We start from the raw sequence: 16,530 nt of genomic DNA on the forward strand, positions 1-16,530 counted from the left end.
CACTTTGCCAGGACCTTGCCTCCGATGAAGCCGGTCATGCAGCCGTTGGCGATGCCCCCTCCGGTGATCGGGTCGATGACCCTGGCGGCGTCGCCGACTATCATGAGCCCATCAGCGACGGTCTTGTCCAGCGGGGCAGAGACCGAGACCGCCCCAGCTATCGCCTCGAGCGGCTGCCCGCAGCTGAGCCTCGGATCCTTCTTGATGAACCTATCGAGGTATGCCTTCACCTCTCCTGGCTTCTTCAGCTTGGACAGCAGGACGCCGATACCGACGTTAGCAGTGTCGTCACCCTTGGGGAAGACCCACACGTATCCGCCCGGTGCGGCCGAACCGATGATGAACTCGCAATAGTCTGGCTCGGTCTTCAGGTTGGTCAAGCGGTATTGGAAGCAAGTGGTGATGTCGCCCGCCTTCAGCTTGGTCTCTACGCCAGCCCACCTGGCGACCTGGGACTCGTAACCGTCTGCGGCGACGATGCAGCCGGCGGTCAGCTTGAACGGCTCGCCGTTGTCGATTCCCTTGATGCCGACGGCCTTGCCCTTGTCCATGATGACGTCGGTGGCGCTGCACTTGAGCCTGATCTCGACGCCCGCGTGGGCCGCCTTTGCCGCGATGGCCTTGTCGAACAGGTGCCTCTCCAGCACCATTCCGACCTCGTCCCCGGCCTGGCTCTCGTCGATGCGGAAGACCGAACCGTTCGGTGACACGATCTTGGCTCCGGCTATGTCTGCCGCCACCCATCTCCGGTCCACCTCGATCTCCACCGCGTCCAGTCCATTCTTGGATATGCCTTCCGCGCACCTCAGCGAGGCACCGATCTCCTGGCGCTTTTCGATCATGAGGACTCGAGCGCCTCCTTTGGCCGCATGAAGGGCGGTCATGGAACCGGCCGGTCCCGCCCCCACCACTATGACGTCGTAATCGGTCTTCATGCCTTGACCTCCAGTTTCAGGGCGCCGACCGGGCAGGTCTTTACGCACAACCCGCAGCGGTTGCATTGGTCATTGAACGTGAGGACGACGTCGTTGAGATATATGGCGTTCTGGGGGCAGGTGCCGACGCAGGCGCCGCAATGCATGCACTTATCGATGTTGACTTTCATGTTATCAGATCTCCGTCTTCCTGACGTTCACACGTATTCGTTTCCTTTGGTCTTCTTCCACTCCTCGATCGGGATGGCGAACTTCTTCTCCACCTCTTCCCTGTACAACGGTCCTCCGTTATAGGCGCAGAACGGTATGATGCGGTTGTCCGGAGTGGCATAGTGGATGGAGCAGCGCTTGACCCGCTCTATGTCATAGTTGTAGCCATCCTGGAAATGCATTCCGCCCACGTACATCATGCCCCAGGAGAACTTGGCCAGTGACTCCTTCGATTCGTCTCCCAGGACCGATTGCAGGAGCCTGAGGAAGCTGGCGGTGGTCAGACCTTCGGGCATCTTGCTCTCGTCCATATGACGTTTCAGCGCGTTAAGCGTCTTGATCTTGAGCGGGAACTTGATCTTGGCCTTCTCCGCCTTGACGGATATCTCGTAGAGCTCCTTGAACAAGCCCTCCACGTCCACGAACCTGGTTAGCGGGACCACGGTGTTGTCCTTGACGAACAGATAAGTGGCCAGCCCACAGTGCGGATGGGTGGTGAAGGTGACCTTCTCCTCTCCCAGGAATGCCGATGCCAATGCTGATATGGGGACCACCGAGGGGACCGGGTACCAATCGTTCTTCGATATCATCCCGGTCTGCTTTTCCAGATCCTTCACGAGGTCCGGCAGGGTGTATCGCCCTTTCTCCCTCTCCTCTTTGCTTATGCGGCCGGTGAACGCCACTGGCTGGAAGTTCACCCCGCGGACGACGTCCGAGTTCTTCAGCGCGAACTTGAATATCTCCCCTACCTGGTCGTCGTTGATGCCCTTCACGATGGTCGGCACCAGGACGATGGAGGGCGGGTGCTCCAGCTTGCGGCAGTTCTCTATGACCTTCAATTTGATGTCCAGCAGTTTTCTGCCGCGGGCCGCCATGTAGACCTCGTCCTTGAGGCCGTCGAACTGCAGGTAGATGGTGTTCAGACCGGCTGCCGCTGCCTTCCTGAAGAACTCCAGGTCCTCGGCGAACTTGATGCCGTTGGAAGCGGCCTGGATCTGTGCGAAACCGAGCTCTTTTGCCTTCGCAAGCACTTCGATGAACTTAGGGTAGATGGTCGGCTCTCCGCCGGAGAATTGGATGGCCGGGGTCTTGACCGGGCGTTGGGCCCTGAGGTTCTCCATCATCTTCACGATCACGTCAAAGCCGGGTTCGACGACGTATCCCGCCTGGTTGGCGTTGGCGAAGCATATGGGACATTTCAGGTTGCATCGGTTGGTAAGGTCGACGATCGCCAGCGCGGTGTGGCTGGTGTGCAGCTGGCAGAGGCCGCATTCGAAAGGACAGACCTTCGCATTAGGGATGGCCGGGTTGGTGACACCGGTGCCATCGTAGGCGAACTTCTCGGCCTTGAGATACATCTCCGCGTCTGACCAATAGACATCCGTGACCTTCCCATGTTCAGGGCAGGTCTTCTCCATCATAACCTTCCCGTCCGACTCGAAAAGCGTGGCCGGTATTATCTTCTTGCATTCCGGGCACAGGGAATCGGTCTTCTTGGGCAATCCCTTTTGCAGTGAACTCTCTTTTACGATCATAGAGGTCTCCCCAAATTAATGGGCAACGTACCGTGAAAAAGGATTTAATACTTATGTAGCTTGATTAGCTACAAATGATGCCATGAATCTGATGGACATACTAAGGCTGGACCTGCGTGAGCTTGAGACGGAATATAGAAAACTTGCGTCGGTTTTAGAGAAATTAGGGCTCTCCGATTACGAAGCCCGTTCCTATGTGGCACTGGTGGTCAAGAATCATGCCACTGCCGATGAGCTTTCCGATATATCGATGTTGCCGCGTACATCTGTCTATAAGGCGCTGCGTTCCCTGGAAGGCAAGAACTACGTGACCGCCACCATCGGTCGGCCCACCACGTACCATCCAGTCCCGGTCGAGGAGATAAGGGCGCGCACGCTCAACGAACTTAGCGAGATGTTCGACAAGCTCGCCTCGATCAAAGGGTTGCTCAGCGAGAAGGGGACCCCCCAGCTGGTCTTCACCATCATCGACAAGAAAAGGGTGATGGCCAAGATCGGCGATATGATCGAGGCGGCAAAGCGTACCATCATGATATCCTCTCCATTGATCGCAGAGATAAGGGGCGCACACGGTCAGCGGTTCAAGGATGCGATCAACCGAGGTGTGAAGATCGTTGTCATCACCCTTCCTGGGGTAAAGGTTCCGGAATCGTCCGAGGTGCACCGCAAGGCCGATCTGCTGGCGACCGACATCATAACCGACGGGGAGATGGCAATGATCGCTTCGCCCGACCTGGAACTGTGCGGTTTCTCCGACAACCCTTTTATAGCCGAGCATCTGGAACGTTTCATGCGAATGGCGATCGGTAAGGACGAGGCCCATCAGAAAGGGATGTAACCTGCATGTAGCTTTAGGCCTTATACAGAAACCTGACGGTGGCTTGGACGATGAAAGCCAAGGTCACCATTTTCCGCGGAAGGTCTCGTTGCAGGGGATCCCGTTCATTGAGCACGTCGCGGGCCGGGCAGATGTCATTCGCGATCGCCGCGGTCCTGGTGCTCGTGATATCCGGCGCATCGGTCATGGTCTATTCCCAGATGGGGGAACGAGACCGCCTTGCGTCCATGTCGGAGGAGACCCTGAAAGGTCTGGAGCAGGCCTCCGCCAAAGCCGCGAACGAGGCCGAGAACACCGCCTATGCCATAGCTCTGGACGAGGTGAGGTCAGGGGTACGTAACGAGACCGAGCTGACCGGGCGATTCATGAGTTCTTTGCAGAAGGAAAGCGCGTTCCGCTATCCTGCCACTTCTGGGCCATATTCGGTCGATGTTAACACCAGTCACCTTACCTTGATGTTCCTGCGGCTCCCGTCCCGGGACCTCTATCCGGTCCCTGGCAACGATCAAGGGCTTGAACTGGCCGGTTCATCCGTACCGGTGTACTTCGCCCTGGCAGGGAACCTGACGGTCAATGTCTCCCTCGGGTCGGATGTCCTGACGAAGGTGGTCGAGGTCGACCGCAGCATCCTAGTGCCTCTGCCCTTCCTGCAGAACCGCGCCGAGGCCTTCTCCTCTGCCTATGGACAGGGCCTGACCGAGCTGGAGAAGATTGTCCGCTACGAGCTGACCGCCCTTGCCCAGCTCAGGGTCATAAACGGTTACGGGATGGCGAGCCGCGATGCTCCGAAAGGGACCGCTTCCATAATCTCAGAGGCAGACGTGGAGAACGCGATCAATGTCGCCACGATGCTCCTGGAGAGGAAGTATTTCCGGACCGTCGACCCGGCGATGTCGGCGCTCCTGAACTCCACCGGGAACGAGCCCGGAGCGAGATCGTTCGTCGAGGACCTTAGGGAAGGAGGGGATCTGGACCCAGCCGACATGTTCCTCAGTCTCTACGGGGCCGGCAGCTATGATCTCAGATCGGTTCTGGCACAGAGCCTGTACGCCGCTTCGGATATGATAGTCCTGCGTTGGCTGGAGTATCTGGGCATCATCAACATTGCGAACGGTGTTGAGGACCTGGTCGAGAAAGGCGGAATGGTCCTGAACGACATCGTCGACATGTGCCTAGGGAGGGATATGATCGAGGAGAAGGTCATCTCTTGGATAGACCGAAGGATGGCAGAGGCCGGCTACGGGGAGAACCTTTTCCGGTTCGTCCACGCCTCCTCGAACGACATGGGCCTGGTCATACCGGCTCGTTCCCTTGCCCTGGTCAACGATACTGGCCAAACCATCAGCGTGCAGGTATCTGGAAGTGTGAACCTGGACTTTCCTATGGAGGACCTCTTCAATTTCGAGGAATGGAAGCAATTCTACGTCCAATACACCGCGGGCACCCACCAGCTGGCGAACGAACTCCAGTACTTCGTAAAGAGCGTGGCCCTCGGTATCGGCAGCGCATCTGCGATACCGGTCATGAGCATGTCGCTGGACCCCAGGGACTCCCAGAACTATCTGGACCAATTCACGGGCGCTTTGAACCAGGTCATCTCCGATCGGGGTTCCTGGTTCGGCCGTGCTTTCAATCATACAACGTTGAACGGCATCGTCGACGGGATGTCCGAATCGTTGCTGGAATATTTCGACGCGAATTGGCAGGGTATGTTCCACCGCACCGCCAGCCTGGATGATTCGGTAACGGTCATCGCGGGGAAACTGGTGGACGATGCCAGTTCCCGTACCCCGGACATGAACGGTGCCTATTATGAAGAGAACATCCAGAACGTAGCCAGATCCATAACTCAGGATCCGACGTGGATCTATGGCAGCCTCACTTCCGGATTTGACCTGGAGATCTCCAAAGTAAGGGACCTTTTCAACGCCTCGTTCCATGCGCCCAACCCCGAGCATTCCAAGCTGATCCAGAGCGTCAGGATGCTGGCCCAGGGATTGTTCACGGTGGTCCCCGGGTTGGAAGCCATGCTGGACCGTTTCATGGTCAGGCTGTTAAAGGACATGTCCGATTCCCAGACCACCCGGTCCGACCGTGTCACCATCGCCCTCCCGTCCGAGGAGGGATTCAGGATCCAATGCGATGGTGGAAGGCAGATCGAGGAGCGCCTTTCCGTCGCCACCAACATCGGTCGTGAGGGCATCTCGAACCTTAGGGTGGACATAGTCCAGCCATACCAATTCGACCGTTCATCGTCCCAGTATCCCAACCTGCACACGGTCGACGTCGGCAATTGCTCCTGGACCCCGTTCACCAGCCAGTGGACCGTATCCTTTAAGGGCTCGATCTCCGTGGCTTTAAGGTCGGCCGTGTCGGATCCGCTGATCGAGATCTTGAACGGCTCAAGCACAAGGGACAAGGTCCCGTTCGAATCCCAGATCACGATATCCATCCAGAGCGGCTGGGCGCTGGCCGGGGTCGAGTACATGCCGACCACCACCTTGTGGGACGACATCGCAGGGCTCATACAATCGGTATGGCAGTGGATAGTGGATGGCGTGAAGGTGATCTGCGACGGTGTCGCCAGGCTCTTTGATGCTCTGCAGGGCCTGATCGAAAAACTGATCTCGTTCTGTGCCGAGATCATCAAGGCGCTCTCCTCCGTCATGCAGACGCTGATCTCGGCGGTGCAGGACTTCGTCCGGATCGCATTGGTAGGTCCATTCCAGTGGATAGCTGAGGCCATCGCCAATCAGATCGGGACGGTCTCGCGCGATATGGACATCTTCGGTCTGAAGATCCGCCTGGAAACCAATGTGGCGGACCTGGCCCTGGGTTCATCCAAGAGCTTGCTTAAAATGACCGTGTGGACGGGGGTCCTGGGAAGCACCATCTCGGTCTCTACCAGGATGTGCATGCTGCCGGATGGCAAGTTCACTCTGCTCTCGAACGCCACACTTCAATCCGAGGACTGGAGGATGACCCTCGTCCTGGACCCGTTCATGGACATCTTCGAGCACATGATCGAGATAAAAGGGATCATGGCGGACAGCGTGATCGAGGTGGTCATGCCAGAGATCGTCCGCTATGACCAGGTCTCGCTCGCTCTCTCGGACGTCCCTGGTTTCGGCCAGCTACTCTCCAACATAATCCTTCCCATCCCCGGACTGAAAGGCTCGATCGATGCCGGTTTCGTCTTCAAGTACGCCGAGCCCAGCATGGACCATGTGCTGATCAACGAATACGAGCAGAATCCAAAGGGTGCCGATGCAGGGCATGAATGGGTGGAGCTCTTCAACCCGACCGACGAAGCGGTCAGCCTATCGGGTTGGACGTTCGAGACCATGCATGGAGTGCAGCGCTGCGACAAATTGGGGGATGTCCTGCTGATGCCGCACGCCCGCCTGGTATATACCTTTGATGAACAAACGTTGGACAACCAGGGGGAGGCGAAGTTCCCGGTCATGGAATCATTGGTGCTCCGGGATAGCTCCGGGAGGCGGGTCGATTCGACACCATGGACCGTGGACACCAAGGATGATTCCAGGTCTTGGCAGCGCTCATTCGACGGCTCGGACCGATGGGAGTTCCGGTCCGCCACTAAAGGTTCACCCAATGCTCACTGGCGGTATGACCCGAGCAGCTCGACCTCATTAGTCAAGATGATCACGGACTCGTTGATACAGGGTCTCGATCAGATGGTCGCGGCCGGAACAAGCCCCGACGGCATCGCCATGACCATCAGGGCCAGCATCGAGAATCTGTTGGAACGTCTTACGGACTACGTGGTCGATTCGATCATAGAGATCGGCGTATATGTCGAGGTCAGTATCCTAGACCAGACCGGTGCTTCCGGCGGTGGTTTCCGTCTTTCCCTGTCGGTGAGCAACGGGTTCGTCCATGAGGCACTGCACTGGTTCGGGAGCGCCTTAGTGGAGGCCGTGAAGGACCTGCTCAACCCGATGGCGCCTTTGCGGTCCGCCCTGTCGGTGGAGAGGCTGTGCGAGAATACCTGGATCGGCCTCAGCGCCTTCTGCAAGGTCGGACTCCCGGACATCCTGGGCAAATCATCCGTCATGGTGAAGATGTCAGCGGTCATCAAGGTCAACCTGGCTGCCGTGGGGGCCGTGTTTGGCACTGACCTGGGCCGGCCCCAGATGACGTTCGGCGTCCTCATATCCGGCATTCCCGCCTCCCTTCTGCAGAACGCCAAGCTCAGGGGCACCGGTGCGATGGTCGACGTCTGGGTCCTGAAGGCCTCCGTGACCAGCATCGCATAAACCATTTATCCCTCTTTCTGGCACAACAAACTAGAAATCACCGTTGTCGGATACTCTGGAACATGCTTCATGGATTGTCGAACGTGCCTCTGGCCATTGGCGACGATTTGCTGAACACGTATGGGTGGCCCCTGCTGTTCGTCGCGGCGATGTTCGTGGTGTCGCTCTATGTGTGGTCCTATGTGACCAAGGCCTTCGACAGGATGGCTACCAAGGAGGGCAAGTACCTGGATTCCGAGGTGGTCTATTTCTTGGACCATATGGTCAAGACGGTCATCGTCATCCTTCTCTCCTTCATGTCCGGTTACGTAGCCTCCCTGGTGTGGCAGGAGTTCAAGGACCAGGTATGGACGCCATATTTCAATGTGATCGTGGATGTGATCATCATCGCGGTCATCGTCCTGGTGGCGATGCTCATCGTTCACATCCTAAGACGGATAGCTAAGCAGGAACGGATGGCAAGACGGGAAGTGACCGCCTTCGGGCGATCGAACAAAGAGATGACCAGCCTGGTCATGAGCTACGTCGTCTACCTGATCGCGGTCACCCTTACCCTGATCATAATCATCACCCTGATCCCGACCCTCAACCCTTATGAGGCCGCCTCGCAGTTCCTGAACAAGAACGGAACGGTCGTCGGGACCATCATCGTCATCATCGTGGCCATCTTCCTGGTCATGCGACTCATCGGGGAGGTGCTGGAGGATTTCAAGTACCGGACCAAGAAGTTCAACCCGCAGGTCATCGACCTTTTCCGGACGGTGATAGGATACTCCCTTTGGACCATCGCTTTCCTGACCATCGTGTTCTCGGTATTCTCGCTGTTCAACCTGTCGGAGATCGGGTTGATCCTGGTCATCCTCATCATGTCCGTCATCCTGGTCGGGGTTTCGCTTTCCTATTCCACGATACGCAACATCTACGCAGGACTGGCCATCATGGATTCGAGCCCGTTTGAGATAGGCGACCGGATCAACATCGGCGGCGATATGGAGTGCGACGTGCTCCAGAAGAACCTCATGTTCACCGAGGTGAAGACCATGGAGGGGGATTTCGTGGACTTCCCCAACATCAGGATCATTGAGGACAAGATCTACAACTACTCCCGGTCCGTGGCGCACGCCATAACAGTGCGGCTGGAGGTGGACTTCTCGATCTCTCATAACGAGGTCGAGAAACTGATCCGGGACGCAATGGCCAAGGTCCAGGGGATAATGAAGGACCAGGCGGCAGAGGTCATAGCCACCGGGATCGAGAAGGGCACTATTCAATACGAGGTCCGGGTCTACATAGAGGACGGCCTCAAGGCCAGGCAGCTGAGGTCCGAGCTGATATTCCGCATCCAGGATGCATTCCATGCCTCCGGCCATGAGGCTCTGTTCGAGTGATCAGTCCCGGGCGAGCTCGAATTGATAGAACTCATCGAAGCTCCAGCTCTCCAGGGATATGAACCCGGCGAAGATGGCCTCGACATCTCCAATGTCGATCCTCTCTTCCACCGGTGGACCGAAACTGGTCGGTCTCTTCTGGAAATCGACCAGGGAGACTCGGCCTCCTTCCTTGAGGGCCCTTCTGATCTCCTTCACGAACCTGTCCCGGTCCTCGAACTCATGGAGGACATTGACGACAAAGATCCGATCCAGTGAGCCATCCGCAAAAGGCAGTTCGGGCAGTTCTCCCAATAATGGCCATATGTTCTCCCCCTGCCCCGGTGCGAGACTGGCGCCGAGGGTATCGAGCATCTCCCTTTGCGAATCGAGTGCGACCACCGCCTTCACCTCGCGCGACAACGGAATGGAGATGTAACCGGTCCCTGCGCCCAGGTCCGCGCATACCTCTCCTGTGCGCGGTGATGCCCGCTCCACGATCTCCTCCGCCGGCTGGACCTCTCGCCTAGGCAAGCCCTTGAGCATTTCCTTGTTACCAGCCTTGAACTGATGAGCCATTGATGTTGACATCCGTGATGGGTTTATTAAGATGGCAGTCGGATTCTTCTGAGGGGACTGGCAATGATATTCGTTCTTTCCTGAGGAGAGATATTAATTATAGTGGGTCACTATTCCAAATTAGGTGAATCATATGGCAAAGGAAGAAGAGAACATGGAACTCTCGTTCCCCGAGATATTCGATATTCTAGACTGCTCGATGGAGGACATGCTCGACGTTCTCTCCCAGGCTATAGACATGCTGGAAGAGGGCAAGACCGAGGATGCGATCGAGGTCCTGAAGGCGCTGGAGGAGGACATGTTCGACTTCCTCGGCTACGTCGATGAGGGCGAGGCGGAAGGATGCGGATGCGATGTGGAAGAGGTCGAGGTCGTCGAGGAGAAGCCTAAGAAGGCAGCCAAACCCGCCGCAAAGCCAGCAGCCAAGCCGGCACCGAAGGCAGTCGTAAAGCCAGCAGCAAAGAAGGCAAAGGGCAAGAAGTAATCACTTCTTTTTCCAAACCTTTTCCTATTTCATGTCTCTCCAGTTTTATTAAACACAATGGATAGCTCTGAAATGATCATCTATCAGTGAAAGGAAAATGTGGTCAGGGCCGGCCGAATAATGTCGAGAGAAGACTGGAAGAGGTTTTACAGGTCACTCGATGAGTTCCTGTCCCTGCATGTACTTGCGTAGAGCTTGAGGGATCACTATGGTCCCATCCTTCTGCTGGTTGTTCTCCAGGACCGATACCATGGTACGCGGGAGCGCGACGCCAGAACCGTTCAGCGTGTGCACGAACTCGCTCTTCAGGTGAGGTTCGGGGCGGAACTTGATCCGGGCCCTTCTGGCCTGGAAATCGGTGAAACAGCTGCATGACGAGCATTCCAGCCATTTCTGGGTACCGGGTGCGTGCGATTCTATGTCGTAGGTCTTGGCCGAGGCGAAACCCATGTCCCCGGTGCAAAGCAGCAGGACCCGGTAGGGCAGCTCCAGACCTTCCAGGACGGCCTCGGCGTCGGCCAGCAAGGTCTCCAGCTCAGCATACGATCCCTCTGGATGCACGAACTTGACCAGTTCAACCTTGTTGAACTCATGGACCCGTATGATGCCCTTCATCTCTGCATGGCGGCCGGCCTCACGCCGGAACGATGGAAGATACGCGGTGTAGTAGATCGGCAACTGGTCCTTCTCCAGTATCTCATCCTGCAGCAGGTTCGTGACCGGGACCTCGGCGGTCGGGTTGAGCCAGAGGTCGTCCCTCTCGCACCAATACATATCGTCCGCCATCTTCGGATACTGTCCCGTACCGATGACAGCGTTACGGTTTATCACAACGGGCGGGAAGATCTCCTTGTATCCCTGTTCGTGGTGGAGGTCCAGCATGAAATTGACCAGCGCTCTTTCAAGTCTCGCACCGTCTCCCTTGAGCACATAGAACCCACTACCGGCGATCTTGGTGCCGCGGTCGAAATCGATGATGTCCAGTTCTTCGCCTATCTGGATATGGTCCTTGGGAGTGAAGTCGAAGGCACGTTCTTTCCCGTATGACCTCACGCAGCAGTTGTTGTCATAGCATGCCCCTATCGGTACTGTGGCATCAGGGATGTTCGGGATGAGGAGGACAACATCGTTCCGCGCATTTTCCAGCTCGGCGGTCCTGGCGTCGATCTGGTTTATGCTGGTCGCCACATCCTTCATCTCGGAGACCAGCTTCGACTTTTCGTCGCCCTTCAGCTTGGAAATTTGATGGGAAGCCTCGTTCCGTTTTCTCTTCAGCTGGTTGGACTCGTCGACCAGCCTTCTCCATTCATTGTCAATCTCCAGGAACTTGGTGAGCAGCTCCTCTGGGTAGTTCCTGTTCTTCAGCATCTCCCTTATCTTGTCGGGATTCTCCCTGATGACCGATACGTCCAACATCTGAATCCTTCCTAGAGGTCTATGTAGCCTTTCCCGTTCAGGAAATCCTGCTGGGTCAGCAGAACGATCGAGCCCCGGACGTCCACCAGGATGGCTCCAGAACGTTCCGAGATATCCTTAGCGATGACATCCTTCTCTTCTCCGGAGGCGGGTAGCAGCCGGATCTTCACGACCTTCCTGGTCTTCACCTGAAGCCTTACCTCCTCGATCAGGCTGTCGGTGACCCCATCCTTGCCGACATGGATCGTTGGCTTGAGGTCCGCGCCGATTCGCTTGACATCCTTTATGGTGCGCTTGGGCATCGCTTGGTCTCCTTCTTCTCTTTGATGTATGGCATTCGCCTTATATGATTGCACCCGAGGCAGTGAACGACGACGCGCTGGTCACGAAGACGAACACGGCAGTTGCGGCCAGGGATCAAGGGCAGATAGCATTCCTTGCACCATAGCTCGGTCCTAGGCATCGGCACGTTAGAGCGCATGGCGATCTTCCTAGCAAGCTCAACATATCTTCTGCCCCTCGGAATGTTCCCGTTAATGGCCGCGATACGGGCCAGAGACATCAGGATCAGCATGCGCCTTTTGGCGATCCCTTTCACTTCCTTGTTGCTTATGCGTCTCTTGCCCACTCTAATACTTCCGAACGCCTCGAAAGTGTATGCCGGTCAAATAGCTTTCCCCTAGACCCGACTACTGGCGAAGAGGCTCGGGGCATGAAAAAGCTGACCGAGCTTCAAGAACTCTCTCTTGATGAAATGGCGGAAAGAGCAAGGCGCTCTCAGATGAGGAGATTCAGCGTCGCCTATGCAAAGATGGTGAGACGGTGAACCGCCACGAGAGGACCTACCTCCGTGAGCAATACGGACGGGTTGAGACAAGAATCTCCCCTAAGATCATCTACGCCTTCCTGCTCGTTTGGTATCTCGAGATCGCGCTAGGCATCTTCGCAATAGGCACGGAGGCGTTCCGGTGAGAGGCAACTGCCCCCTCAAGGACGATCCGAAGGGTGGAATCGTGTGCAGTGCAACGCCCCGGCTCATCGATGAGTCTCACTGCCTGCGTTGTCCTTTTGCCGTCCCTCGCAATCCCGCGATCGCCGTGAAGCGTCTCGAACCTCTCGCCGTTTCGACCGGGTGACCTTTTTAAATGCCTGCGGTCTCCGGGGAAGATTGCCGTTCCAAAGTCGGGTTACAAGAGTTACACGAAGATGTAACCCGAGGTACACCCGCCACCCGCCTAACAGACCGCATCCTTGGCCTCCTCTCCAAGGCAACCGAGCCGTATTCACCCAAGATGATCGCCCTCAGACTAGGGGCGAATCACAACACCATCAAGGGCACGCTCAGACGACTGGCTAATAAGAATCTCATCGTTTCCGATGGAACGGGCTACATTCTTCCGGCCGCGAGCATCGAGCGAGAACTGATTGAGAAGATCCGTTACGACGAGCAGAATGACTCCCTGCCCCGGTTGCATGATCTTCACCTCACCTTCAAACCGGAGAACATCCGGACCGCGTTAGGCCAGCATCCCGAATTGGCACAGCTTTTCTCAGACACGGACTATCAAATCGAGGATAGGGGGCCAGGCATCGAAAGTTACAGCAACTTTAATATACCGAGTTACAAAAAGATACCCTCCCTATCTTCATCCCCGTTAAGTTCCCACTTCCTTGAACGGTTCTTCAACCCGCTTGATCCGGCGAGCATCTATCAGCTTTGGCAACCCGGCCGGCATTGCCGGGAGATCAAGGGCGGTTTCCAAGAAAAGTTCGACCTCCGGGACTATGCGATCATCATCCAGGTCTATTCGACCGGCACCATCAAGATCATTATTTCGAACTCGGAACACGCTTTCACCGCCCGCGAGTTCCGGGACTCCCTGAACACCATCGACGGGATCTTCTCCGCCAAGACAGGGATCCGGTTCCTCGATATCTCCGACTTTTGGTTCATAGAGAAGTGTCATTTCAACTCGGACATCAAGGGCGACACCGAACTAGCTGGCACCACTCGATTGAACTACACTGTCAAGCAACTTGACGACGTACTGTTCCGGCTCTATGAGAAACGGATCGGCGACGAGGTCTATCTCCGATCCGAGACATGCCTGGAGAAGGGTAACTATCCGGACCATAACCTCAACGCATTCATGGCCCTGGCGATGGGCGGACCGCCTGCCAACGTCCTCATGGCCTCGCAATACCGGGCCAAGCAGGAAACGGATCAGCTCTTCGAGGCTGTAAAAGGCATCGCCGCCAGCCAGCGGGTGATGGTCCAGAAGGTTGACGCCCTGGTCGACAACCTGGCCAAGAAGCTCCCACTCGTAGAAAAGAAGGACCAGCCAGCTATAATAGATTCCGAGCTGGCCGCACGTACTCAGGAACCGGCCCCCAGGTCATTGACCAAGCGCCCCACCGACATCGCCGGGTTCGTCTCGGCCGCCGAATTTTCCTCTTCTCCTCAGTTGTCAAAGAGCGAGATCGAGCAGGTGAAAGCGCTCTCGAACAAAACGGTCCAGCGTACGCTCTCGACATTTGAGGAGAGGGTCAAGAAACGAGGTAGATCATAATGGTCAGGAAGATCAGGAATTCGTCAAGATTAGCGATGTACCGCGACGTCTGGGCGCTCAGCACGTCGAACACCGGATATCCAGGTGCATTCCCTGGTGGATTCGTCAAGCGGATCAAGCATCAGGGTTGGTGGGGCAGTGATCGCCTTTGGATGTTCAGCGGGACCTTCAAGGACAAAGAGGGGACCACGATCGACATCAAGCCGGAAGTGCGGCCGGACGTCGTTGCCGACTGCGAGCAGCTCCCCTTCGCCGACCACTCGTTCGACTTCGTGTGCCTCGATCCGCCGTACAGCAAGCTTGAGGCTCGGGAACTCTACGACCTGGACTACTGCAACATCCCCCAGGTAGTGAACGAGGCGGCCAGGGTATGCAAACCGGGCGGCCTGGTCCTTATGCTCCACCGCCTGATTCCTTGGAGCGGTCCTTGGGAGAACGTTCACAAGAAGCGCTTGGTGCCGATCGCCGTCGTCGGGGTGTACACGATCGCGGGGTATACGAACATCCGGTGCCTGTCGGTGTGGCGGAAAACCGAAACTCTGCACGACTTCGAGATCGGCGACCTCGAGATCGCCTCGTGCGATCCGGAGATCTCCAGAGAGGGGGTGATGTTCGGATGAACGTTTTTCTTTTTTGTTCCCAAGCGATTCTCCCGACTGCTGGCTATCTCCGATTTTGGAGCTGCGGGGTGGTCCTGTGAGAGCCGCCCTATATGCTCGCGTCTCCACCAAGGACAAGGGGCAGGATGTGGGCGTTCAACTTCTCGCGCTCAGGCGCTACGTTCAGGCGATGGGCTGGGAGATCTCCGGGGAGTACACCGACCATTGCACAGGGAAGACGCCGAAGAGGGACGGCCTAGGAAAGCTCCTCGACGATGCCCAGCAGGGTAAGTTCGATGTGGTTCTGGTCCTCCGCATCGATCGGATCATGCGCTCGGTGCGCCACTTCATTTCCCTGAACGACCAACTGGCCCTTTATCGCGTCAAGCTCGTGAGCGCCGCTGACGGTATGGACTATGCCACTCCGATCGGGAAGCTCGTCCGGGGCGTCCTGATGGATGTGGCGGAATTCGAGGTCGAACAACTGACCCAGCGCACTCTCGAAGGTTTGGAGAAGGCCAGGGCGGACGGTAAGCGCCTCGGCCGGCCGGTGGTCGAGATCGATGTCGACAAGGCCATCGACCTGCTCCAACAGCCGGGAATGAGCAAAGCGAAGGTGGCGTCAATGCTTGGCACGAACCGGGCGACCCTCAACAATCGGTTGCGCGAATCCGGCGTCGTCATTCCGACACCCGACCCGAAAACAAAGGGTATCGAGGAAAACGAGGCTCGGGTTATATACTCCGGACCTTCGAACCAGGGTGACAGCAAACGAACGATTGTTTCCGCCTCGAAGGGCCGGAAGGGAGGCAGACCATGACCTTCTCGAACCGTCAGGTCGCCGTCATCTTATGGGCGGCGGTCTCGGTCCTGCTCGGTGCGGCCTACTCCCTCGGCAAGCTCCTCCGCATGATACAAGGAGGCCATCCATGACCTCGGACGCGGAGCGAACGCCGATCGTGGTCAGGTTGTTGAACGACGCCCCGGATCTGCCGAAGCAACAGGTGCATCTCTTCCTATCGAAGAGGAACGCCGACGCGATCCGGAAGACCGCGAGGCTCAAGGGCATCACCCAGGGTGATCTTCTGGATGATGCGCTGACTCAGTACTTCCAGTCGTTGAAGAGATCCAAGGAAACACAATCAGAGATCAGGGAGAAATTTCTATGAAAGCATTGGCACTAATCATAATTGTAGCCATCGTGATGGCGGGCGGGTTCATAATCTACGACCAAAGGCTATTGGACCCTGACAACGGACAAAAGGTAACTCTGACCATCGATAACGCTCATGGTGTAACGACCGAAACGATCAAAGTAACTTATATTTCCCACGACCAATATCAAAAGATGATCGCGACCGGCCAACAGCAGGCTGGCAGTTCGCAGACGGTCAGCATAGCGCCTGGTGCGTCGAAAACGCTCACATTGCCCGGTGATACCGTGGCCTTGAACGGGGATGATGGTGCGCTCGGATTCATGGTTGGTTATATGGATTCGTCCGTCAGCCGGATGGGTGCGCTTCTGCCAGGCGACACGGTCAACGTCGTGTACACCGATCAGGGGTACACCGAGATTCCGATCCAAGTGATCCACGGGGGTGCTCAATGAGCCCCTACGTCCTGATCTACAAACTGAAAAAGGACAAGCAACGCCATCTGATACTTCGCCAGTCTAGAGCTGAGGTGATTAGGGAGCATCGTAGGCTTAAGGCCATCG

General features: G+C 56.7%; 18 protein-coding genes. 11 read left to right on the plus strand and 7 right to left on the minus strand.

Annotated features, from left to right (window positions below):
* The 3 genes from VGK23_05580 to VGK23_05590 all read right to left on the minus strand — a co-directional run.
* Positions 1-935 (minus strand): NAD(P)/FAD-dependent oxidoreductase (locus VGK23_05580; GenBank protein ID HEY3420005.1); only part of this gene is annotated, 935 nt, incomplete at its 3' end.
* A complete protein-coding gene (locus tag VGK23_05585; GenBank protein HEY3420006.1) occupies positions 932-1,105 on the minus strand; it encodes a 4Fe-4S binding protein in 174 nt (57 codons plus the stop codon). The genes VGK23_05580 and VGK23_05585, both read right to left, overlap by 4 nt.
* A 27-nt stretch (positions 1,106-1,132) precedes the next feature.
* A complete protein-coding gene (locus VGK23_05590) occupies positions 1,133-2,680 on the minus strand; it encodes a radical SAM protein (GenBank protein ID HEY3420007.1) in 1,548 nt (515 codons plus the stop codon).
* Positions 2,681-2,762: 82 nt separating this feature from the next.
* Here VGK23_05590 and VGK23_05595 point away from each other — a divergent pair, with 82 nt between their 5' ends.
* The 3 genes from VGK23_05595 (at position 2,763) to VGK23_05605 (ending at position 9,186) form a co-directional block, all read left to right on the plus strand.
* Entirely contained in the window at positions 2,763-3,518 is a 756-nt protein-coding gene (locus tag VGK23_05595) for a helix-turn-helix domain-containing protein (protein ID HEY3420008.1), read from the plus strand.
* A 50-nt stretch (positions 3,519-3,568) separates the two neighbouring features.
* A complete protein-coding gene (locus VGK23_05600; protein HEY3420009.1) occupies positions 3,569-7,798 on the plus strand; it encodes a lamin tail domain-containing protein in 4,230 nt (1,409 codons plus the stop codon).
* Between the two features lie 62 nt (positions 7,799-7,860).
* Entirely contained in the window at positions 7,861-9,186 is a 1,326-nt protein-coding gene (locus VGK23_05605; protein HEY3420010.1) for a mechanosensitive ion channel domain-containing protein, read from the plus strand.
* Here the strand turns inward: VGK23_05605 and VGK23_05610 are convergent, their stop codons facing one another.
* The gene (locus VGK23_05610) at positions 9,187-9,744 is read right to left on the minus strand and encodes a class I SAM-dependent methyltransferase (protein ID HEY3420011.1); all 558 of its coding nucleotides are present in this window, start codon (positions 9,742-9,744) and stop codon (positions 9,187-9,189) included. It lies immediately after the preceding gene.
* Between the two features lie 133 nt (positions 9,745-9,877).
* On the opposite strand from VGK23_05610, the gene VGK23_05615 reads away from it, so the two are divergent.
* Entirely contained in the window at positions 9,878-10,228 is a 351-nt protein-coding gene (locus tag VGK23_05615; protein HEY3420012.1) for a hypothetical protein, read from the plus strand.
* Between the two features lie 153 nt (positions 10,229-10,381).
* On the opposite strand, the gene serS is transcribed toward VGK23_05615, so the two are convergent.
* The 3 genes from serS to VGK23_05630 are packed head-to-tail and all read right to left on the minus strand — an operon-like array spanning position 10,382 to position 12,272.
* Complete coding sequence (serS, locus tag VGK23_05620; protein HEY3420013.1) at positions 10,382-11,644, minus strand: serine--tRNA ligase; 1,263 nt, start codon at positions 11,642-11,644, stop codon at positions 10,382-10,384.
* Positions 11,645-11,655: 11 nt separating this feature from the next.
* On the minus strand, positions 11,656-11,946 hold the full coding sequence (locus tag VGK23_05625; protein ID HEY3420014.1) for a YhbY family RNA-binding protein: 291 nt from the start codon (positions 11,944-11,946) through the stop codon (positions 11,656-11,658).
* Entirely contained in the window at positions 11,928-12,272 is a 345-nt protein-coding gene (locus VGK23_05630; protein HEY3420015.1) for a ribonuclease P protein component 4, read from the minus strand. Before VGK23_05630 ends, VGK23_05625 begins: the two co-directional genes overlap by 19 nt.
* Before the next feature lie 194 nt (positions 12,273-12,466).
* On the opposite strand from VGK23_05630, the gene VGK23_05635 reads away from it, so the two are divergent.
* The 7 genes from VGK23_05635 (at position 12,467) to VGK23_05665 (ending at position 16,422) form a co-directional block, all read left to right on the plus strand.
* Positions 12,467-12,616, plus strand: coding sequence for a hypothetical protein (locus VGK23_05635; GenBank protein ID HEY3420016.1), 150 nt, complete (start codon positions 12,467-12,469; stop codon positions 12,614-12,616).
* Positions 12,613-12,780, plus strand: coding sequence for a hypothetical protein (locus tag VGK23_05640; protein ID HEY3420017.1), 168 nt, complete (start codon positions 12,613-12,615; stop codon positions 12,778-12,780). The genes VGK23_05635 and VGK23_05640 overlap by 4 nt, the downstream gene beginning before the upstream one ends.
* 156 nt (positions 12,781-12,936) lie before the next feature.
* Entirely contained in the window at positions 12,937-14,214 is a 1,278-nt protein-coding gene (locus tag VGK23_05645) for a hypothetical protein (GenBank protein ID HEY3420018.1), read from the plus strand.
* Complete coding sequence (locus VGK23_05650) at positions 14,214-14,834, plus strand: methyltransferase domain-containing protein (protein ID HEY3420019.1); 621 nt, start codon at positions 14,214-14,216, stop codon at positions 14,832-14,834. The genes VGK23_05645 and VGK23_05650 overlap by 1 nt, the downstream gene beginning before the upstream one ends.
* 76 nt (positions 14,835-14,910) lie before the next feature.
* Positions 14,911-15,633: a recombinase family protein gene (locus tag VGK23_05655; GenBank protein ID HEY3420020.1), complete on the plus strand. Its 723-nt coding sequence runs from the start codon at positions 14,911-14,913 to the stop codon at positions 15,631-15,633.
* A gap of 109 nt (positions 15,634-15,742) precedes the next feature.
* Entirely contained in the window at positions 15,743-15,982 is a 240-nt protein-coding gene (locus VGK23_05660; GenBank protein ID HEY3420021.1) for a hypothetical protein, read from the plus strand.
* Complete coding sequence (locus tag VGK23_05665; protein HEY3420022.1) at positions 15,979-16,422, plus strand: hypothetical protein; 444 nt, start codon at positions 15,979-15,981, stop codon at positions 16,420-16,422. The genes VGK23_05660 and VGK23_05665 overlap by 4 nt, the downstream gene beginning before the upstream one ends.
* Positions 16,423-16,530 lie beyond the last annotated feature (108 nt).

It is taken from the genome of Methanomassiliicoccales archaeon (assembly GCA_036504055.1).
GTDB lineage: Archaea > Thermoplasmatota > Thermoplasmata > Methanomassiliicoccales > UBA472 > DASXVU01.

Coding starts and splice junctions, on each gene's coding strand:
- VGK23_05625 (HEY3420014.1), bottom strand. CDS start 11,946: ATGCCCAAGCGCACCATAAAGGATGTCAAGCGAATCGGCGCGGACCTC.
- VGK23_05665 (HEY3420022.1), top strand. CDS start 15,979: ATGAAAGCATTGGCACTAATCATAATTGTAGCCATCGTGATGGCGGGC.
- VGK23_05645 (HEY3420018.1), top strand. CDS start 12,937: ATGATCGCCCTCAGACTAGGGGCGAATCACAACACCATCAAGGGCACG.
- serS (HEY3420013.1), bottom strand. CDS start 11,644: ATGTTGGACGTATCGGTCATCAGGGAGAATCCCGACAAGATAAGGGAG.
- VGK23_05615 (HEY3420012.1), top strand. CDS start 9,878: ATGGCAAAGGAAGAAGAGAACATGGAACTCTCGTTCCCCGAGATATTC.
- VGK23_05590 (HEY3420007.1), bottom strand. CDS start 2,680: ATGATCGTAAAAGAGAGTTCACTGCAAAAGGGATTGCCCAAGAAGACC.
- VGK23_05600 (HEY3420009.1), top strand. CDS start 3,569: ATGAAAGCCAAGGTCACCATTTTCCGCGGAAGGTCTCGTTGCAGGGGA.
- VGK23_05660 (HEY3420021.1), top strand. CDS start 15,743: ATGACCTCGGACGCGGAGCGAACGCCGATCGTGGTCAGGTTGTTGAAC.
- VGK23_05595 (HEY3420008.1), top strand. CDS start 2,763: ATGAATCTGATGGACATACTAAGGCTGGACCTGCGTGAGCTTGAGACG.
- VGK23_05585 (HEY3420006.1), bottom strand. CDS start 1,105: ATGAAAGTCAACATCGATAAGTGCATGCATTGCGGCGCCTGCGTCGGC.
- VGK23_05605 (HEY3420010.1), top strand. CDS start 7,861: ATGCTTCATGGATTGTCGAACGTGCCTCTGGCCATTGGCGACGATTTG.
- VGK23_05650 (HEY3420019.1), top strand. CDS start 14,214: ATGGTCAGGAAGATCAGGAATTCGTCAAGATTAGCGATGTACCGCGAC.
- VGK23_05610 (HEY3420011.1), bottom strand. CDS start 9,744: ATGGCTCATCAGTTCAAGGCTGGTAACAAGGAAATGCTCAAGGGCTTG.